The organism is Alteromonas sp. 5E99-2, from assembly GCF_017368475.1.
Classification (GTDB): domain Bacteria; phylum Pseudomonadota; class Gammaproteobacteria; order Enterobacterales; family Alteromonadaceae; genus Alteromonas_F.
The window spans coordinates 1-1,537 of sequence record NZ_JAFNJE010000040.1 but is presented as its reverse complement, the minus strand read 5'-3'; the positions used below and the strand labels follow the sequence as shown (position 1 = coordinate 1,537).

Genomic DNA, 1,537 nt, shown 5'->3' with positions numbered 1-1,537 from the left:
AGCGTAACCGCTCCATTGGCACCGCCTGCCTGAAGATGGGGTTTTGATCTAAGATACGTGTTTAATGACGTCTTTAGCGACGTGTCTTATGCGGGGTCTACGATGCGTGGCGAAATTCTTGGGGTGGAGCGGCGACGCTTCTGGCATGACGACGAGAAGCTCGAGATTGTTACGTCGGTTGGCATCGGTGGGGCGACGGTGACACAGGTGGCACAGCGCCATGAGGTAACGCGCCAGCAGATTTACGCTTGGCGGCATGATTTGAAGAAGAAGGGTTTGTGGTCGCCCGACGCCGGAGCGCTTTTCTTTCCGTTGGACATGCCAGTGACGGCCGTAGCCCCGGCGGCGCAGGCTCTGGTCGCTGGGACGTCGGCATCGGTTACAGTTGAATTGCGTTTGTGTGGCGGTCGTAGTTTGCATTTTGACAGCACAATGGACCCGCTCGCACTGACGGCGATGATCCGTGCGGTTGACGCGGCATGATTGGTCCGGGAACTGGGGTTCGGGTTTATCTGGCTTGTGGGGTTACGGATATGAGGAAGGGCATCGCGGGCCTTTCCGTTCTGACTCAGGATGTGCTGCGGCAAAAGCCTGCCAGTGGTGCCGTGTTTGCGTTCCGGGGGCGGCGTGGGGATCGGATCAAGCTGCTGTATTGGGATGGCCAAGGGTTTTGTCTCTATTACAAGGTGCTGGAACGTGGCCGTTTCCCGTGGCCAAGCTCGCAAGACGGGGCTGTGCGGATGACGTCAGCGCAGCTCGCGATGCTCTGGGAAGGAATCGACTGGCGGCGTCCGGATTGGGGAGCTCCGCCTGCGCGCGTGGGGTGATTTTTGACCTGCATCTGCGTTATTTATATGGTGCTTCGGCCTGCTTTTTGGTAATCAGGCGCATGTCGAAACCTGCTGAAAACCTCTCCGATGACCCCGCTGTATTGAGGGCGATAATCGCAGAACTGCAGGCTGAAAACGCCAAGATATCGGCCACGCTGCGGGTCCATGATCAACTGGTTCAGGCACTTCGCTTGCGGATCGCCAAGTTGCAGAAACTGGCTTTTGGCAAATCCTCGGAAAAGATTGAACGCGAGATCGAGCAACTGGAACTGGCGCTCGAAGACTTGCTGGTTGCCGTGGCCGAAGACGATGACGCGCCCATTGATGAAGGGCAGGACGAACCAGCGGCTGATGAGCCCACTGCGCCCGCCTTGCGCCGCCGACCGCGTGTGTCTGATGCGACCCTGCGCGAGCGCCGTGAGCTTGATCCCGGCACCTGCTGTCCTGACTGTGGCGGTGATCTGCGCGTGGTGGGTGAGGATGTCAGTGAACTGCTTGATATGATCGCCGCCCAGATGAAAGTGGTCCAGATCGCTCGCATCAAGAAATCCTGCCGTCGCTGCGAGAAGATGGTGCAGGAGCCAGCACCCAGCCGTCCGATCCCGGGCAGCATGGCAGGACCGAACCTGTTGGCCCATATTTTGGTCTCGAAGTTCGACGATCATCTTCCCTTGTATCGCCAGCACGAGATCTTTGCGCGCATGGGG

At 58.7% G+C, this 1,537-nt stretch carries 3 protein-coding genes; all 3 read left to right on the top strand.

Features of this window, described 5'->3' with window-relative positions:
- Positions 1 to 102: 102 nt before the first annotated feature.
- Positions 103 to 483 (top strand): transposase, encoded by a 381-nt coding sequence (locus J3L16_RS15735; RefSeq protein WP_207614015.1) that lies wholly within the window; start codon positions 103 to 105, stop codon positions 481 to 483.
- Entirely contained in the window at positions 480 to 827 is a 348-nt protein-coding gene (gene tnpB, locus J3L16_RS15730; protein ID WP_242698880.1) for an IS66 family insertion sequence element accessory protein TnpB, read from the top strand. Before J3L16_RS15735 ends, tnpB begins: the two co-directional genes overlap by 4 nt.
- 62 nt (positions 828 to 889) lie before the next feature.
- The coding region (locus J3L16_RS15725) for an IS66 family transposase zinc-finger binding domain-containing protein (protein ID WP_207614013.1) at positions 890 to 1,537 on the top strand (648 nt) is incomplete at its 3' end.